The sequence below is a fragment of the Blastococcus sp. TF02A-35 genome (genome assembly GCF_004571075.1).
Lineage (GTDB): Bacteria > Actinomycetota > Actinomycetes > Mycobacteriales > Geodermatophilaceae > Blastococcus.
Genome location: NZ_SPQP01000023.1, coordinates 33,731 through 50,705 on the forward strand (window position 1 = coordinate 33,731; position 16,975 = coordinate 50,705).

Consider the following 16,975-nt stretch of genomic DNA (forward strand, 5'->3'; position numbering starts at 1 on the left):
CACCACACCACAGACATAGAAGCGAAGAACTAGCCCCTGAAAGGGGTCACCTTGCTCGACGTCAACTTCTTCGACGAACTGCGCATCGGGCTGGCCACCGGCGACGACATCCGCCAGTGGAGCCACGGTGAGGTGAAGAAGCCCGAGACCATCAACTACCGGACCCTGCGTCCGGAGAAGGACGGTCTCTTCTGCGAGAAGATCTTCGGTCCCACCCGGGACTGGGAGTGCTACTGCGGTAAGTACAAGCGGGTCCGCTTCAAGGGCATCATCTGCGAGCGCTGCGGCGTCGAGGTCACTCGCGCCAAGGTGCGTCGCGAGCGGATGGGCCACATCGAGCTGGCCGCGCCGGTCACCCACATCTGGTTCTTCAAGGGTGTCCCGTCGCGCCTGGGCTACCTGCTCGACCTGGCGCCCAAGGACCTCGAGAAGATCATCTACTTCGCGGCCTACATGATCACCTCGGTCGACGACGAGGCGCGCCACCGCGACCTCCCGACGATCGAGGCCGAGATCAGCGCCGAGAAGTCGAACCTCGAGGGGCAGCGCGACGCCAACGTCGAGGCCCGTCAGCAGAAGCTCGAGGCCGACCTGGCCGAGCTCGAGGCCGAGGGTGCCAAGTCCGACGTGCGCCGCAAGGTGCGCGAGGGCGGCGAGCGCGAGATGCGCCAGCTGCGTGACCGCTCGCAGCGGGAGATCGACCGCCTCGACGAGGTGATGGACACCTTCCGCAAGCTCGAGGTCAAGCAGCTCATCGCCGACGAGAGCCTCTACCGCGAGCTGCGCGACCGCTTCGGTGAGTACTTCGAGGGCGGCATGGGTGCCGCGGCGCTGCAGAAGCTGCTCGCCGGCTTCGACCTCGACGCCGAGGCCGCCTCGCTGCGCGAGACCATCCGCAGCGGCAAGGGCCAGCGCAAGCTGCGTGCCCTCAAGCGGCTGAAGGTCGTCGCGGCGTTCCAGCAGACCCGCAACTCGCCCATGGGCATGGTGCTGGACTGCGTCCCGGTCATCCCGCCGGACCTGCGCCCGATGGTGCAGCTCGACGGTGGCCGCTTCGCGACCAGCGACATGAACGACCTGTACCGGCGCGTGATCAACCGGAACAACCGGCTGAAGCGGCTGCTGGACCTCGGCGCCCCCGAGATCATCGTCAACAACGAGAAGCGGATGCTCCAGGAGTCCGTGGACGCGCTGTTCGACAACGGCCGCCGCGGCCGTCCGGTCACCGGCCCGGGCAACCGCCCCCTGAAGTCCCTGAGCGACCTGCTCAAGGGCAAGCAGGGCCGGTTCCGCCAGAACCTGCTCGGCAAGCGCGTCGACTACTCCGGCCGTTCGGTCATCGTCGTCGGCCCGCAGCTGAAGCTGCACCAGTGCGGTCTGCCCAAGCAGATGGCCCTGGAGCTCTTCAAGCCCTTCGTCATGAAGCGGCTGGTCGACCTCAACCACGCGCAGAACATCAAGTCCGCCAAGCGGATGGTCGAGCGCGCCCGCCCCGTGGTCTGGGACGTGCTGGAAGAGGTCATCACCGAGCACCCGGTGCTGCTGAACCGTGCGCCGACGCTGCACCGCCTGGGCATCCAGGCCTTCGAGCCGCAGCTGGTCGAGGGCAAGGCCATCCAGATCCACCCGCTCGTCTGCACCGCGTTCAACGCGGACTTCGACGGTGACCAGATGGCGGTGCACCTGCCGCTGTCGGCCGAGGCGCAGGCCGAGGCCCGGATCCTGATGCTGTCGTCGAACAACATCCTGTCGCCGGCCGACGGTCGCCCGATCACCGCGCCGACCCAGGACATGGTGCTGGGCCTGTACCACCTGACGACCCTGGTGCCCTCGCGGCACGAGGCCGACGGTGGCAAGCCCGCGGCGTTCGCCTCGGCGGCCGAGGCCCTCATGGCCTTCGACATGGGTGCCCTGGGCCTGCAGGAGCGCGCGCTGATCCGCCTCGACGAGGTGTTCGGCGTCGACAACGGCAAGGTCAACGACGCGTGGGTGCAGCCCGAGGACTGGACCCCGGGCCGTCCCGCGATCGTCGAGACGAGCCTGGGCCGGGTCCTGTTCAACGAGGCGCTGCCCGAGGACTACCGCTTCGTCAACTACCAGGTGCCGAAGAAGGAGCTCGGGGCGATCGTCAACGACCTCGCCGAGCGCTACCCCAAGGTGCAGGTGGCGGCGACGCTGGACGCCCTCAAGGCAGCCGGCTTCCGCTGGGCGACCCGCTCGGGCGTCACGATCGCGATCGACGACGTCGTCACGCCGCCGGTCAAGCGCGAGATCCTCGACCGGCACGAGGCCGAGGCCGCCAAGATCGAGAAGCAGTACGAGCGCGGCGTCATCACCGACGCCGAGCGTCGTGGCGAGCTGATCGAGATCTGGACCCGCGCGCGGGCCGAGGTCAGCCAGGCGATGGTGGACAACTTCCCGACCACCAACCCGGTCTGGGTCATGGTCAACTCGGGCGCCCGAGGCAACATGATGCAGATCAGCCAGATCGCCGGTATGCGCGGTCTGGTCGCCAACCCGAAGGGCGAGATCATCCCGCGGCCGATCAAGGCCAACTTCCGGGAGGGTCTGTCCGTGCTGGAGTACTTCATCTCCACGCACGGTGCCCGCAAGGGTCTGGCCGACACCGCGCTGCGGACCGCCGACTCCGGGTACCTCACCCGTCGTCTGGTGGACGTCTCGCAGGACGTCATCATCCGCGAGGAGGACTGCGGCACCGACCGCGGCGTGATCATGCCGATCGGCACCGTCGTCGACGGTGTGGTGACGCGTGACGCGCACGTCGAGACCAGCGTCTACGCCCGCGCCCTCTCCGCCGACGTGGTGGCCGAGGACGGGACGGTGATCGCCCCCGCGAACGCCGACCTGGGCGACGTGCTGATCCAGACCCTGATCGACGCCGGCGTGGCCGAGGTCAAGGTCCGGTGCGTCCTGACCTGCGAGTCCCTGCTCGGCACCTGCGCCACCTGCTACGGCCGGTCGCTCGCGACCGGCAAGCTCGTGGACGTCGGCGAGGCGGTCGGCATCATCGCCGCCCAGTCGATCGGTGAGCCCGGCACCCAGCTGACGATGCGCACCTTCCACACCGGCGGTGTCGCGGGTGAGGACATCACCCACGGTCTGCCGCGTGTGGTGGAGCTCTTCGAGGCCCGCGTCCCCAAGGGCAAGGCCCCGATCGCCGAGCTGGCCGGCACGGTCCGGATCGAGGACGGCGAGCAGTTCCGCAAGCTCACCATCACCCCGGACGACGGCTCCGACGAGGTCGTCTACGACAAGCTGTCGCGTCGCTCGCGGCTCCGGGTCGAGGACGGTGCGCACGTCGAGGTCGGCGAGCAGCTCACCGAGGGTGCTGTGGACCCGCACGAGGTGCTGCGGATCATGGGCCCCCGCGAGGTGCAGCTCCACCTGGTCCGCGAGGTCCAGGAGGTCTACCGCTCGCAGGGTGTGTCGATCCACGACAAGCACATCGAGGTGATCATCCGCCAGATGCTGAAGCGGGTGACCATCATCGACTCGGGCGCCACCGAGTTCCTGCCGGGTGCGCTGGTCGAGCGGACGCTGTTCGAGACCGAGAACCGCCGCGTCGTCGCCGAGGGCGGCGAGCCGGCCTCGGCCCGTCCGGTCCTCATGGGCATCACCAAGGCCTCGCTCGCGACCGAGTCGTGGCTGTCGGCCGCCTCCTTCCAGGAGACGACCAAGGTGCTCACCGACGCCGCGATCCAGGGCAAGAGCGACAGCCTGCTCGGCCTCAAGGAGAACGTGATCATCGGCAAGCTGATCCCGGCGGGTACGGGCATCAGCCGCTACCGGAACATCACGGTCGAGCCGACCGAGGAGGCGCGGGCCGCCGTCTACACCATGGCCGGCTACGACGACGGGCAGTACTACAGCCCGGACGTCTTCGGTCAGGGCACCGGCGAGGCCGTGCGTCTCGAGGAGTACGACTGGCGGGGCTGATCCCCTAGCCACGCAGTGACGAAAGGGCCCCCAGGTCGGACGACCTGGGGGCCCTTCCGCGTCCGCCGCCTAGGGTGCCGGTCGTGAGCGCAGGGAACGCCGACGTCACGCGCGCCATCCGGCGCCTGGTGCGCCCGCAGCTCGCGGCCGCCGGGTTCGACGACTTCACCGGGCGCAAGGCGTGGCGCCGCACCGGGGACGTCGTCGAGGTCGTGGACTTCCAGGGCCTCGGGGGTGGCCTGCACGTGGGGGTGGGTGCCACGTCGTTCTCGTTCGGCGTCTTCGCCGGGGTCCGGCACCCCGCCTGCGAGGAGCCGCCCGTGGCCGGGCCGCGCCCGGGCTACCACCAGTGCACCTTCGTCGTGCAGCTCGGCAAGGGCGTGCAGCAGCCTGGGGCCTTCCATCCCTGGGCCGGGAGGTGGGGGAGGACCGGCCGGACGTCTGGGCGGTGGACCCGGACGGCGGGAACCTCGACGTGCTGGTCCGGGACGCCGCCGAGGTGCTGCTCCGCACCGGTCTGCCGCTGCTGGCGCAGCTGGCCTCCCCGCAGGGCGCCTACGCGGCCCTGCTCACCCGGGAGTCGACGTCAGCAGGCCTCGGCAGGCCAGGGGTGCAGCTCCCCGGCGGCCTCGGCTCCCCGCGCCGCACGGAGGCGGTGAGGGGGCTGGCTGCCGCGCTGGGGCGGGACCCCGACGCGGACCTGGCCGCGGCGGGGGCCGGGCGGTTGCCGGGCTGACGACGAAGGGCCCCGCCGACCGGGTCGTCGGGGCCCTCCGTGGGGGTGGGGCCGGGTCAGCCGGCGAGGCGCTTCATCGTCTCCACCGTGCGCAGACGGCCCTCGCGGGTGCCGTCCAGCGGCTGCAGCATCAGCGTGGTGACGCCGGCCTCGCGGAACGCGGCGATCCGCTCGGCCACGTAGCCCTCGGGGCCGATGAGCGAGGACGCCCGCACCAGCTCGAGGGGGACGGCGGCCGCGGCCTCGTCCTTCCTGCCGTCCAGGTAGAGGTCCTGGATGGTCTTCGCCTCCGCCTCGTAGCCGTACCGGACGGCGAGGTCGTTGTAGAAGTTCTTGCCGCGGGCACCCATGCCACCGATGTAGAGGGCCAGCGCCGGGCGGACGAGCTCCAGCAGCGGCTCGACGTCGTCGCCGATGGCCACCGGGACACCGGTGACGATCTGCAGGTCGCCCAGCTCCGGGGGGCGCTTGGCCTTCCCGGCGGCCAGGGAGTCGCCCCAGACCGAGGCGGCCTTCTCCGGGTAGAAGAAGATCGGCTCCCACGCCTCGGCGATCTCCGCCGCCAGCTCGACGTTCTTCGGGCCCAGCGCGGCCAGCATGACCGGCACGCGCTCGCGCACGGGGGTGTTGATCAGCTTGAGCGGCTTGCCCAGGCCGGTGCCCTGGTCGGCCGGCAGCGGCACCGTGTACTTCTTGCCCTGGTGGTCCAGGCGCTCCCGGCGCCACACCTGGCGGCAGATCTCCACGACCTCGCGGGTGCGCTGCAGCGGGGCGTCGTAGGGAACGCCGTGCCAGCCCTCGACGACCTGGGGCCCCGAGGCGCCCAGCCCCAGGGTGAACCGCCCGCCGGAGACGAAGTCCAGGCCGGCGGCCGTCATGGCGGTGAGCGCGGGCGTGCGGCTGTAGATCGGGAAGATGGCGCTGAGCAGCTCGACCCGCTCGGTCACCGCCGCGAGGTAGCCCAGCTGGCTCACCGCGTCGAAGGTGTAGACCTCGGCCACGGCGGCGACGTCGAGGCCGGCCTGCTCGAGGTCGCGGATCTCCGCCGCCGTCTCCTGGAAGCCGCCGCTGTAGCTGGCCTGGATGCCGATGCGCACCGTGCACTCCTTCGTCTCCCGGCACCACGGTTGGCGCCGCCCGCACGCTATCGGGCGGCGGCACGCGGGGGAGCGGGGGAGCTGCCGCCCGGCGCCGGCCGGGGGTACCGTGCGTGGACCCGATGCGGTCCCAGGTCGACCTGTCGACGAGTGTGAGGGACCCGGCTTTGACCGGCTCCGAGGGCACGGGTATCGTGGTCAGCCGTGCCCAGGGTGCCCTGGGCCTGCTCCCGTTCGCGGTGCGCCTGGGTGACCAGAGGCCAAGCCTCCTGGTCGCCGGGGACCGCCCGCCGGACCGCCTCCCGAGGCGGTGACCGGAGGGTGGCGGCGCCGAGTCGCGAGGGGCAACCGAGTTCGGTCCTTCATCGGACCGGTCCCGGGAAGGGCGACACGCCCGACCGCGTGGACCGGAGGTGGAACACGGCCGGGATCGGGAAGGTTCCCTCGCGGGAAGCGGCACCCAGCAGAGCAACGAGCAGTCGGGAAATACCGGACAGCACCACCCCAGCGCAGGTAGGAGATCCAGGCCACCCATGCCCACGATCAACCAGCTGGTCCGCAAGGGCCGCGAGGACAAGGTCGAGAAGACCAAGACTCCGGCGCTGAAGGGTTCGCCCCAGCGTCGCGGAGTCTGCACGCGCGTCTACACGACGACGCCGAAGAAGCCGAACTCGGCGCTGCGCAAGGTCGCTCGCGTCCGCCTCACCAGTGGCATCGAGGTGACCGCCTACATCCCGGGCGTCGGCCACAACCTGCAGGAGCACTCGATGGTGCTCGTGCGCGGTGGTCGTGTGAAGGACCTCCCGGGTGTGCGCTACAAGATCATCCGCGGCTCGCTGGACACCCAGGGTGTCCGCAACCGCAAGCAGGCTCGTAGCCGCTACGGCGCGAAGAAGGAGAAGAGCTAATGCCTCGCAAGGGCCCCGCCCCGAAGCGTCCGCTCGTCGCCGACCCGGTGTACCAGTCGCCGCTGGTGACCCAGCTGGTGAACAAGGTGCTCGTCGACGGCAAGCGCTCGGTCGCCGAGGCGATCGTGTACGGCGCCCTCGAGGGCTGTCGCGCCAAGAGCGACACCGACCCGGTCGTCACCCTCAAGCGCGCGCTGGACAACGTGAAGCCGGCCCTCGAGGTCCGCAGCCGCCGTGTCGGTGGCGCGACCTACCAGGTCCCGGTCGAGGTCCGCGCCTCCCGCAGCACGACCCTCGGTCTGCGCTGGCTGATCCAGTACAGCCGGGCCCGTCGCGAGAAGACGATGACCGAGCGCCTGATGAACGAGCTGCTCGACGCGAGCAACGGTCTGGGTGCCGCCGTGAAGCGGCGCGAGGACACGCACAAGATGGCCGAGTCGAACAAGGCCTTCGCGCACTACCGCTGGTGACATCCGTCCACCAGCGCCCGCGGCCGGCGGGCACCCCGGGCGAACCCCGGGACCCGTACGCGGACCAGAACAAAGAGGAGTAAGGGAATGGCCGACTCACAGGCCCAGCTCGCCAAGACCCGCAACATCGGGATCATGGCGCACATCGACGCCGGCAAGACCACCACGACCGAGCGCATCCTCTTCTACACCGGTATCACGTACAAGATCGGTGAGGTCCACGACGGCGCGGCCACGATGGACTGGATGGAGCAGGAGCAGGAGCGCGGCATCACCATCACGTCCGCCGCGACGAAGTGCTCCTGGAACGGCTACGACATCAACATCATCGACACCCCCGGGCACGTCGACTTCACCGTCGAGGTGGAGCGCTCGCTCCGCGTGCTCGACGGTGCGGTCGCGGTCTACGACGGTGTCGCCGGTGTCGAGCCGCAGACCGAGCAGGTCTGGCGGCAGGCCGAGAAGTACGGCGTCCCCCGCATGTGCTTCGTCAACAAGCTCGACCGCACCGGTGCCGACTTCTTCCGCTGCGTCGACATGATGGTGGAGCGCCTCGGCGCCAACCCCGCCGTCCTGCAGCTGCCGATCGGTGCCGAGGCCGACTTCCTCGGTGTCGTCGACCTGGTCCAGATGCGCGCCCTCACCTGGCGCGGCGAGACCAAGATGGGCGAGGACTACGCGATCGAGGAGATCCCGGCCGAGCTCGCCGACCAGGCGGCCGAGTACCGGGAGAAGCTGCTCGAGACCGTCGCCGAGACCGACGACGAGCTCATGGAGTCCTACCTCGGTGGCGAGGAGATCTCCGTCGAGCGCCTGAAGGCCGCGATCCGCAAGGCGACCATCGCCGCGCAGATCAACCCGGTCCTCACCGGCACCGCGTTCAAGAACAAGGGCATCCAGCCCCTGCTCGACGCCGTCACGGACTACCTGCCCAGCCCGCTGGACATCGAGGCCATCGTGGGCACCGCCCTCGACGGCGAGACCGAGGTCCTGCGGCACGCCGACGAGTCCGAGCCCTTCTCGGCCCTGGCGTTCAAGATCCAGACCGACCAGCACCTGGGCAAGCTGACCTACGTCCGCGTGTACTCCGGTCGCCTCGACGCCGGCTCCCCGGTGCTGAACAGCACCAAGGACCGCAAGGAGCGGATCGGCAAGATCTACCAGATGCACGCCAACAAGCGCGAGGAGCGCGAGGGCGTGGGTGCCGGTCAGATCGTGGCGGTCAACGGCCTGAAGCAGACCACCACCGGTGACACCCTCTGCGACCCGCAGAAGCCCGTCATCCTGGAGTCGATGACCTTCCCGGCGCCGGTCATCTCGGTGGCCATCGAGCCGAAGACCAAGAGCGACCAGGAGAAGCTGGGCACCGCGATCCAGAAGCTCGCCGAGGAGGACCCGACCTTCCAGGTCCGCCTGGACGAGGAGACCGGCCAGACCGTCATCTCCGGCATGGGCGAGCTCCACCTGGAGATCCTGGTGGACCGCATGCGCCGCGAGTTCAACGTCGAGGCCAACGTCGGCAAGCCGCAGGTCGCCTACCGCGAGACGATCCGCAAGGCCGTCGAGCGCTACGACTACACCCACAAGAAGCAGACGGGTGGCTCCGGCCAGTTCGCGAAGGTCCAGATCGCGATCGAGCCGCTGGAGATGAGCGCCGACTCGGCGACCTACGAGTTCGAGAACAAGGTCACCGGTGGCCGCGTCCCGAAGGAGTACATCCCCTCGGTCGACGCCGGCATGCAGGACGCCATGCAGTACGGCGTCCTGGCTGGGTACCCGATGGTCGGCGTCAAGGCCACCCTGCTCGACGGCCAGTACCACGAGGTCGACTCCTCGGAGATGGCCTTCAAGATCGCCGGATCGATCGCCTTCAAGGAGGCGGCGCGCAAGGCCAGCCCGGCCCTGCTCGAGCCGCTGATGGCGGTCGAGGTGACCACGCCCGAGGAGAACATGGGCGACGTCATCGGCGACCTCAACTCCCGCCGCGGGATCATCCAGGCGATGGAGGAGCGCTCCGGCGCCCGCGTCGTCCGGGCCCTGGTGCCGCTGTCGGAGATGTTCGGCTACGTGGGCGACCTGCGCAGCCGCACCCAGGGACGGGCGAGCTACTCCATGGTGTTCGACTCGTACGCCGAGGTCCCGGCCAACGTCGCCAAGGAGATCATCGCCAAGGCGACCGGCGAGTAACCGGAATGCGGGCCGGCCGGCCCGCGCTCCTGCGAGCACAGCCCACCCCAGAGCACGCACCACCTGCGTAACCACGAGGAGAGGAACCCAGTGGCCAAGGCCAAGTTCGAGCGGACCAAGCCGCACGTCAACATCGGCACCATCGGGCACATCGACCACGGCAAGACGACGCTGACCGCGGCGATCACCAAGGTCCTGCACGACAAGTACCCGGACCTCAACGAGGCGTCCGCCTTCGACCAGATCGACAAGGCGCCCGAGGAGAAGGCCCGCGGCATCACGATCTCGATCGCGCACGTCGAGTACCAGACGGAGAACCGTCACTACGCGCACGTCGACTGCCCCGGGCACGCCGACTACATCAAGAACATGATCACCGGTGCCGCCCAGATGGACGGCGCGATCCTGGTGGTCGCCGCCACCGACGGCCCGATGCCGCAGACCAAGGAGCACGTCCTCCTGGCCCGCCAGGTCGGCGTCCCCTACATCGTCGTGGCGCTCAACAAGGCCGACATGGTCGACGACGAGGAGATCCTCGAGCTCGTCGAGCTGGAGGTCCGCGAGCTCCTCAGCGAGTACGAGTTCCCGGGCGACGACGTCCCCGTGGTCCGCGTCTCGGCGCTCAAGGCTCTCGAGGGCGACGCCGAGTGGGGCGACAAGCTCATGGAGCTGATGAACGCCGTCGACACCGCGATCCCCGAGCCGGAGCGCGAGATCGACAAGCCGTTCCTCATGCCCGTCGAGGACGTCTTCACGATCACCGGTCGTGGCACGGTCGTCACCGGCCGCGTCGAGCGTGGCATCGTCAAGGTCTCCGAGGAGATCGAGATCGTCGGTATCCGCGAGGGTTCGACGAAGACGACCGTCACCGGCGTCGAGATGTTCCGCAAGCTGCTCGACCAGGGCCAGGCCGGCGACAACGTGGGTCTGCTCCTCCGCGGCATCAAGCGCGAGGACGTGGAGCGCGGCCAGGTCGTCGTGAAGCCCGGCTCGATCACCCCGCACGTCAACTTCGAGGGCTCGGTCTACATCCTCTCGAAGGACGAGGGTGGCCGTCACACGCCGTTCTTCAACAACTACCGTCCCCAGTTCTACTTCCGGACGACGGACGTCACCGGCGTCGTGACCCTGCCCGCGGGCACCGAGATGGTCATGCCCGGCGACAACACCGAGATGACGGTGGAGCTCATCCAGCCCATCGCCATGGAGGAGGGCCTGCGGTTCGCCATCCGTGAGGGTGGCCGTACCGTCGGCGCCGGCCGGGTCACCAAGATCCTCAAGTAACACCCCCTGACGGGCGGCGGCCGTGAGCCGGCCGCCGCCCGTCACCGGGGCGGGATCGCACCCGCCCCACCCCCGGTCAGCAGACCCACTCGAACTTTCACAACCGATCGGCAGGAGCAGAAGACAGCGATGGCGGGACAGAAGATCCGCATCCGGCTGAAGGCCTATGACCACGAGGCGATCGACGCCTCGGCGCGGCGCATCGTGGAGACGGTCACCAAGACCGGAGCGCGTGTGGTCGGCCCGGTGCCTCTGCCGACGGAGAAGAACGTGTACGCGGTGATCCGTTCGCCGCACAAGTACAAGGACTCGTTCGAGCACTTCGAGATGCGCACGCACAAGCGGCTCATCGACATCCTCGACCCGACGCCGAAGACGGTCGACGCGCTCATGCGCATCGACCTGCCGGCCTCGGTCGACGTGAACATCCAGTAAGGGCAGTCAGCAGACATGGCGAGCACATTTCGTGGTCTCCTCGGCGAGAAGCTGGGGATGACCCAGGTTTTCGACGAGAACAACCGCCTCGTGCCGGTGACCGTCGTCAAGGCGGGCCCGTGTGTGGTGACCCAGGTGCGCACCCCCGAGGTCGACGGCTACTCCGCCGTCCAGCTCGGGTTCGGTGAGATCGACCCGCGCAAGGTGAACAAGCCCGAGGGTGGGCACTTCACCAAGGCGGGCGTCACGCCGCGGCGCCACCTGGTGGAGCTGCGCACGAAGGACGCCGGCACCTACACGGTCGGCCAGGAGCTGACCGCCGACGTGTTCGACGGCGTGGCCAAGGTCGACGTCATCGGCACCAGCAAGGGCAAGGGCACCGCCGGTGTCATGAAGCGTCACGGCTTCAAGGGCCTCGGCGCGGCGCACGGCACCCAGCGCAAGCACCGGTCTCCCGGCTCCATCGGTGGCGCGTCCACCCCGGGCCGCGTCTTCAAGGGCCTGCGCATGGCGGGCCGCATGGGCGCGGTGAAGACCACGACCCTGTCGCTGAACGTCCACAAGGTGGACGCCGAGCGCGGTCTCCTGCTGATCAAGGGCGCCATCCCCGGCCCGAAGGGCGGCCTCGTGCTCGTCCGCTCGGCCGTCAGGGGTGGCCCCGTGGGGAGTGACACCAAGTGACGACGTCCACCAACGAGACGCGCACCGACCGCCAGGTCGACGTCCGCACCCCGGCGGGGGAGACCTCCGGCAGCGTCACGCTGCCCGGTGAGCTCTTCGACGCCAACGCGAACGTCTCCCTGATGCACCAGGTGGTCGTGGCCCAGCTGGCCGCCGCCCGCCAGGGCACCCACGCGACGAAGACGCGTGGCCAGGTCAGCGGTGGTGGCGCGAAGCCGTACCGCCAGAAGGGCACCGGCCGCGCCCGCCAGGGCTCGACCCGTGCGCCGCAGTTCGCCGGCGGTGGCACCGTCCACGGCCCGCAGCCGCGCGACTACACGCAGAAGACCCCGAAGAAGATGAAGGCCGCCGCCCTGCGCGGTGCCCTCTCCGACCGGGCCCGCGAGGGCCGGGTGCACGTGGTCTCCGCGTTCGTCGACGGCGACGCGCCGAAGACCAAGGCCGCCCTGGCGACCCTGAACGCCGTCACCCAGGCCAAGCGCGTGCTCATCGTGCTCGACCGGGACGACGTGCTGAACTGGGTCAGCCTGCGCAACGTGCCCGAGGTCCACCTGATCGAGGCCGGCCAGCTGAACACCTACGACGTGCTGGTGTCCGACGAGGTCATCTTCACCGAGGCCGCGCTGGCCGAGTTCGTCGCCGGGCCGGCGAAGGGCAAGCGCTCCGGCGCCGAGCTGCCCGACCTGGCCACCTCGGAGATCTCCGGTGGCATCCCGTCCATCGCCCCCGCCGCCGGCGAGGGCACCGTCGAAGAGACCACCGAGGAGAAGGCATGAGCGTCCGCGACCCCCGGGACGTCCTGCTCGCCCCGGTCATCTCCGAGAAGAGCTACGGGCTGCTGGACAGCAACCAGTACACGTTCATCGTGCTGCCCGAGGCCAACAAGACGCAGATCAAGATCGCGGTCGAGCAGATCTTCAACGTGAAGGTCCTCGGCGTGAACACGATCAACCGCCAGGGCAAGCGCAAGCGCAGCCGGGGCGCACAGATGGGCAAGCGCAAGGACACCAAGCGCGCCATCGTGTCGCTGGCCGCGGGCGACCGCATCGAGATCTTCGGGGGCCCGGGCGCCTGACGGCGGGCACTCCAGCCCACCCCATCACCCCGGACCTCACGGACCAGAGATAGAAGACAGGGACTGAGTCAGCAATGGCTATCCGCAAGTACAAGCCGACGACGCCGGGCCGCCGCGGCTCCAGCGTCGCCGACTTCGCCGAGGTCACCCGCGACCACCCCGAGAAGTCGCTGGTCCGACCGCTGCACGGTCGTGGCGGGCGCAACGTGCACGGGAAGGTCACCGCTCGCCACCAGGGCGGTGGTCACAAGCGCGCGTACCGGGTGATCGACTTCCGTCGTGCCGACAAGGACGGCGTGCCGGCCAAGGTCGCGCACATCGAGTACGACCCCAACCGCACGTCGCGCATCGCGCTGCTGCACTACGCCGACGGCGAGAAGCGCTACATCATCGCGCCGGCCCGCCTGAAGCAGGGCGACACGGTGGAGTGCGGCCCCGCGGCCGACATCAAGCCGGGCAACAACCTGCCGCTGCGGAACATCCCGGTGGGCACGGTGGTTCATGCCATCGAGCTCCGTCCGGGTGGCGGCGCGAAGATCGCCCGTTCCGCGGGCACCAGCGTCCAGCTGGTCGCCCGTGAGGGTCGCTTCGCGCAGCTCCGCATGCCCTCGGGGGAGATCCGCAACGTCGACGTGCGCTGCCGCGCCTCCGTCGGCGAGGTGGGGAACGCCGAGCAGTCGAACATCAACTGGGGCAAGGCCGGCCGCATGCGGTGGAAGGGCAAGCGCCCGACCGTCCGCGGTGTCGCCATGAACCCGGTCGACCACCCGCACGGTGGTGGTGAGGGCAAGACCTCCGGTGGTCGTCACCCGGTGAACCCGAACGGCAAGCCCGAGGGCCGGACGCGCAAGCGGAAGGCCAGTGACGCCCTGATCGTGCGCCGCCGGCGCGCCAACAAGAAGCGCTGAGCGGGAAGAGGAGTCCGACAGAGATGCCACGCAGCCTGAAGAAGGGCCCGTTCGTCGACGACCACCTGCTCAAGAAGGTGGACGCTCAGAACGAAAAGGGCACCAAGAACGTGATCCGCACCTGGTCGCGTCGTTCGACGATCATCCCGGACATGCTGGGTCACACCCTCGCGGTGCACGACGGCCGCAAGCACGTCCCGGTGTTCGTGACCGAGGCGATGGTCGGGCACAAGCTCGGCGAGTTCGCCCCCACGCGCACCTTCCGTGGGCACATCAAGGATGACCGCCGCTCGCGGCGGGGCTGACCAGGTAGAGAGAGATTCAGATGACTTCCCAGTTGGGACAGGAGGCGCCGGTCGCCCGGGCTACGGCCCGGTTCGTCCGCGTGACCCCCATGAAGGCCCGCCGGGTGGTGGACCTGATCCGCTACCTGCCCACCGACGAGGCCCTGGCCCTGCTGCGCTTCGCGCCGCAGTCGGCCAGTGAGCCGGTCGCCAAGGTCGTCGCCAGCGCGGTGGCCAACGCCGAGCACAACCTGCAGCTGGACCCCGCTGCACTCGTGGTCAGCGCCGCCTACGTCGACGAGGGCCCCACGCTGAAGCGGATCCGTCCGCGTGCGCAGGGCCGGGCGTTCCGCATCAACAAGCGGACCAGCCACATCACCGTCGAGGTCAGCGAGGTCGCCACCAGCGACGTCCTCGCGCAGAAGTCGCGCAAGGCGCGTCGGGACACCGGCATGTCGGGCCCGGCCACGCAGCAGACGAACAACACGAGGGGAGGGACCCGCTAGTGGGTCAGAAGGTCAACCCGCACGGGTTCCGACTCGGGATCACCACCGACTACAAGTCCCGGTGGTACGCGGACAAGCTGTACAAGGACTACGTCAAGGAAGACGTCGCGATCCGCAAGCTCATGTCCAAGGGCATGGAGCGGGCCGGCATCTCCAAGGTGGAGATCGAGCGCACCCGTGACCGGGTCCGCGTCGACATCCACACCGCCCGGCCGGGCATCGTCATCGGCCGTCGCGGTGCCGAGGCCGACCGCATCCGCGGCGAGCTGGAGAAGCTCACCGGCAAGCAGGTGCAGCTGAACATCCTCGAGGTCAAGAACCCCGAGTCGGACGCGCAGCTGGTCGCCCAGGGCGTCGCCGAGCAGCTCTCCAGCCGGGTCAGCTTCCGTCGTGCCATGCGCAAGGCCATGCAGTCGGCCCAGCGCAGCCCGCAGGTCAAGGGCATCCGGGTGCAGTGCTCCGGTCGCCTCGGCGGCACCGAGATGAGCCGCTCGGAGTTCTACCGCGAGGGTCGCGTGCCCCTGCACACGCTCCGCGCGAACATCGACTACGGCATCTACGAGGCCCGCACGACCTTCGGTCGCATCGGCGTCAAGGTGTGGATCTACAAGGGCGACGTCAGCGGCTCGCGCGCCGAGCGGGAGGCCCTCGAGGCCCTCGCCCAGCGTCAGCAGCGCCGTGAGCGCGCCCAGCGTCCGCAGCGTCGCTCCGGCTCCTCCGGCACCACCGCCGGTGGCACCGAGGCCGGCCGCGCCGCCGCGGAGTCCACGACCGGGCCGGTCGTCGACACCACCGAGGCGGTCGTCGCGCAGACCTCCGGCGAGGTCGCGCCCGAGCAGACCGTCGCCGAGGCCGCCGGCCCGCAGGGTACGGCCGCCGCCGAGGCGACGACCGAGAACACGGAGAGCTGAGCCATGCTCATCCCACGACGCGTCAAGCACCGCAAGCAGCACCACCCGAGCCGTTCCGGCCGGGCCAAGGGCGGCACCGAGATCAACTTCGGCGAGTACGCCATCCAGGCCCTCGAGCCGGCGTACGTGACGAACCGGCAGATCGAGTCCGCTCGTATCGCCATGACCCGTCACATCCGTCGTGGCGGCAAGGTGTGGATCTCGATCTACCCCGACCGTCCCCTCACCAAGAAGCCCGCCGAGACCCGCATGGGTTCCGGTAAGGGTTCGCCCGAGTGGTGGGTGGCCAACGTCAAGCCCGGCCGCGTGCTGTTCGAGCTGTCCGGTGTCGCCGAGCCCGTGGCCCGCGAGGCCATGCGCCGCGCGATCCACAAGCTGCCGATGAAGTGCCGCTTCATCACGCGTGAAGGAGAAGTGTGATGGCCGCCGGTCTGACCGCTCCCGAGCTGCGCGAGCTTTCGGCTGACGAGCTCGCCTCGCGGCTGCGCGAGTCCAAGGAAGAACTGTTCAACCTGCGGTTCCAGTCGGCCACCGGCCAGCTGGACAACAACCGGCGACTGCAGACCGTCCGCCGCGACATCGCCCGGATCTACACGATCATGCGCGAGCGCGAGCTGGGTCTCTCGGTCGCCCCGAACGAGGGTGTGGCATGAGCGAGACCCAGCAGTCGACCGGGCCCGGCCTGGCCGGCCGGGGCTACCGCAAGGTCCGTGAGGGCCTCGTCGTCAGCGACAAGATGGAGAAGACCATCGTCGTCGAGGTCGAGGACCGCGTGAAGCACGGGCTCTACGGCAAGGTCATCCGCCGGACCAGCAAGCTCAAGGCGCATGACGAGCAGGGCGTCGCCGGCATCGGCGACCGCGTGCAGATCATGGAGACCCGCCCGACGTCGGCCACCAAGCGGTGGCGGCTCGTGCAGGTCATCGAGAAGGCCAAGTAACACCTGCACCAAGCGGTCCTCCGGGGCCGCGGTACGGCGGTCCAGCAGCAACGAGTACGCTGGACCACTGGCACGCCCTCGGGCGCGCCGCATCCCGGTTCCCGTGCTTCGGACGCACCGGCGGCTCAGCCGCCGGTGCGTCCGCACGCGGGTCCCGGACAGCCGGTTCACCGTCTCGGCCCGGCTGTCACCACAAGTTTTGGGAGTAGGACGTGATCCAGCAGGAGTCGCGGCTGCGAGTCGCCGACAACACCGGTGCGAAGGAGATCCTCTGCATCCGGGTGCTCGGCGGCTCCGGGCGACGCTACGCGGGCATCGGTGACGTCATCGTCGGCACCGTCAAGGACGCGCTGCCCGGCGCCGGCGTGAAGAAGGGCGACGTGGTCAAGGCCGTCGTCGTCCGCACGGTGAAGGAGCGCCGTCGTCCGGACGGTTCCTACATCCGCTTCGACGAGAACGCCGCGGTCATCATCCGCGACAGCGGCGACCCGCGCGGCACGCGCATCTTCGGCCCCGTGGGCCGTGAGCTCCGCGACAAGCGCTTCATGCGGATCATCTCGCTCGCTCCGGAGGTGCTGTGATCATGGCTCAGGCAG

At 69.5% G+C, this 16,975-nt stretch carries 18 protein-coding genes and 1 pseudogene; 18 read left to right on the forward strand and 1 reads right to left on the reverse strand.

Annotated elements, in window-relative coordinates; all coding sequences use genetic code 11:
* Positions 1–51 precede the first annotated feature (51 nt).
* Positions 52–3,957 (forward strand): DNA-directed RNA polymerase subunit beta', encoded by a 3,906-nt coding sequence (locus E4P43_RS12265; RefSeq protein ID WP_135145753.1) that lies wholly within the window; start codon positions 52–54, stop codon positions 3,955–3,957.
* Positions 3,958–4,375: 418 nt separating this feature from the next.
* The gene (locus tag E4P43_RS12270) at positions 4,376–4,693 is read left to right on the forward strand and encodes a hypothetical protein (RefSeq protein ID WP_135145754.1); all 318 of its coding nucleotides are present in this window, start codon (positions 4,376–4,378) and stop codon (positions 4,691–4,693) included.
* Between the two features lie 56 nt (positions 4,694–4,749).
* Here E4P43_RS12270 and E4P43_RS12275 read toward each other — a convergent pair whose 3' ends face one another.
* Positions 4,750–5,790 (reverse strand): LLM class F420-dependent oxidoreductase, encoded by a 1,041-nt coding sequence (locus E4P43_RS12275; RefSeq protein WP_135145755.1) that lies wholly within the window; start codon positions 5,788–5,790, stop codon positions 4,750–4,752.
* A gap of 533 nt (positions 5,791–6,323) precedes the next feature.
* Here E4P43_RS12275 and rpsL point away from each other — a divergent pair.
* From rpsL to rplN, 16 genes and pseudogenes are all read left to right on the forward strand, one after another.
* Positions 6,324–6,698: a 30S ribosomal protein S12 gene (gene rpsL, locus E4P43_RS12280; RefSeq protein ID WP_012950487.1), complete on the forward strand. Its 375-nt coding sequence runs from the start codon at positions 6,324–6,326 to the stop codon at positions 6,696–6,698.
* Complete coding sequence (gene rpsG / locus E4P43_RS12285) at positions 6,698–7,168, forward strand: 30S ribosomal protein S7 (protein ID WP_135145756.1); 471 nt, start codon at positions 6,698–6,700, stop codon at positions 7,166–7,168. The genes rpsL and rpsG overlap by 1 nt, the downstream gene beginning before the upstream one ends.
* Positions 7,169–7,255: 87 nt before the next feature.
* A complete protein-coding gene (fusA, locus tag E4P43_RS12290) occupies positions 7,256–9,355 on the forward strand; it encodes an elongation factor G (protein WP_135145757.1) in 2,100 nt (699 codons plus the stop codon).
* Positions 9,356–9,445: 90 nt separating this feature from the next.
* Complete coding sequence (tuf, locus tag E4P43_RS12295) at positions 9,446–10,639, forward strand: elongation factor Tu (protein ID WP_135145758.1); 1,194 nt, start codon at positions 9,446–9,448, stop codon at positions 10,637–10,639.
* A gap of 129 nt (positions 10,640–10,768) precedes the next feature.
* Positions 10,769–11,074, forward strand: coding sequence for a 30S ribosomal protein S10 (gene rpsJ, locus E4P43_RS12300; RefSeq protein ID WP_014377994.1), 306 nt, complete (start codon positions 10,769–10,771; stop codon positions 11,072–11,074).
* Positions 11,075–11,089: 15 nt separating this feature from the next.
* Positions 11,090–11,755, forward strand: a complete 666-nt coding sequence (rplC, locus tag E4P43_RS12305; RefSeq protein ID WP_135145759.1) for a 50S ribosomal protein L3 — start codon at positions 11,090–11,092, stop codon at positions 11,753–11,755.
* Positions 11,752–12,531 (forward strand): 50S ribosomal protein L4, encoded by a 780-nt coding sequence (gene rplD, locus E4P43_RS12310; protein ID WP_135145760.1) that lies wholly within the window; start codon positions 11,752–11,754, stop codon positions 12,529–12,531. Before rplC ends, rplD begins: the two co-directional genes overlap by 4 nt.
* The gene (rplW, locus tag E4P43_RS12315; protein WP_135145761.1) at positions 12,528–12,830 is read left to right on the forward strand and encodes a 50S ribosomal protein L23; all 303 of its coding nucleotides are present in this window, start codon (positions 12,528–12,530) and stop codon (positions 12,828–12,830) included. Before rplD ends, rplW begins: the two co-directional genes overlap by 4 nt.
* 74 nt (positions 12,831–12,904) lie before the next feature.
* On the forward strand, positions 12,905–13,738 hold the full coding sequence (gene rplB, locus E4P43_RS12320) for a 50S ribosomal protein L2 (protein WP_135145762.1): 834 nt from the start codon (positions 12,905–12,907) through the stop codon (positions 13,736–13,738).
* A gap of 23 nt (positions 13,739–13,761) precedes the next feature.
* A complete protein-coding gene (gene rpsS / locus E4P43_RS12325; protein ID WP_029340037.1) occupies positions 13,762–14,043 on the forward strand; it encodes a 30S ribosomal protein S19 in 282 nt (93 codons plus the stop codon).
* Positions 14,044–14,063: 20 nt separating this feature from the next.
* Positions 14,064–14,411, forward strand: a pseudogene (gene rplV, locus E4P43_RS12330) (50S ribosomal protein L22); the annotation flags it as partial.
* A gap of 116 nt (positions 14,412–14,527) precedes the next feature.
* Positions 14,528–15,439, forward strand: coding sequence for a 30S ribosomal protein S3 (rpsC, locus tag E4P43_RS12335; RefSeq protein ID WP_135145763.1), 912 nt, complete (start codon positions 14,528–14,530; stop codon positions 15,437–15,439).
* A gap of 3 nt (positions 15,440–15,442) precedes the next feature.
* Complete coding sequence (gene rplP / locus E4P43_RS12340; protein WP_014377986.1) at positions 15,443–15,859, forward strand: 50S ribosomal protein L16; 417 nt, start codon at positions 15,443–15,445, stop codon at positions 15,857–15,859.
* Entirely contained in the window at positions 15,859–16,092 is a 234-nt protein-coding gene (gene rpmC / locus E4P43_RS12345) for a 50S ribosomal protein L29 (protein ID WP_135145764.1), read from the forward strand. Before rplP ends, rpmC begins: the two co-directional genes overlap by 1 nt.
* The gene (gene rpsQ / locus E4P43_RS12350) at positions 16,089–16,379 is read left to right on the forward strand and encodes a 30S ribosomal protein S17 (protein WP_135145765.1); all 291 of its coding nucleotides are present in this window, start codon (positions 16,089–16,091) and stop codon (positions 16,377–16,379) included. The genes rpmC and rpsQ overlap by 4 nt, the downstream gene beginning before the upstream one ends.
* A 212-nt stretch (positions 16,380–16,591) precedes the next feature.
* Complete coding sequence (gene rplN, locus E4P43_RS12355; protein ID WP_091929103.1) at positions 16,592–16,960, forward strand: 50S ribosomal protein L14; 369 nt, start codon at positions 16,592–16,594, stop codon at positions 16,958–16,960.
* The last annotated feature ends 15 nt before the right edge of the window (positions 16,961–16,975 follow it).